General features: G+C 71.3%; 1 protein-coding gene. It reads right to left on the bottom strand.

The window, feature by feature from the left end; genetic code table 11:
• Nucleotides 1-53: 53 nt before the first annotated feature.
• Nucleotides 54-260 carry a hypothetical protein gene (locus ACG2DA_RS23150; protein WP_395259079.1) on the bottom strand — a complete coding sequence of 69 codons (207 nt, stop codon included), beginning with the start codon at nucleotides 258-260 and terminating at the stop codon, nucleotides 54-56.
• Nucleotides 261-331: the final 71 nt, after the last annotated feature.

Here is a 331-nt window from a genome sequence, read left to right as displayed (position 1 = left end):
GGCCGGCGACGGGGATCAGCCCGCCGCCGGTCGTGGGCGTCGCCGCCTTCGACTCAGTGGAAGGCGACGCGGCCTTTGCCGCAGCGGGCCAGGTCGCTGCGGCGGGCGGCCTGCTCGGCGTCCCAGTCGATGGGGCCGAGGTCGTCGTCGAAGTGCGTGAAGCTCGGGGCGACGTCCATCTGGAAGCCCATGCGGGCGATGGCGCCGACGCTCTCGCCGGTGACGGCGGCGATCCGGCGGTTCAGTTCGTGCTGGGGCATCTTCAAAAGCTCCTGTTCGTGCAGTGGGGAAAGGGGAAAAGAGAAAGCGGCGGGTCGGCTCCGGGGCCGAC

This window comes from Alienimonas sp. DA493, from assembly GCF_043951915.1.
Lineage (GTDB): Bacteria > Planctomycetota > Planctomycetia > Planctomycetales > Planctomycetaceae > Alienimonas.
The sequence above is the reverse complement of the archived record's forward strand: the minus strand, read 5'-3'. Positions and strand labels throughout refer to the sequence as shown.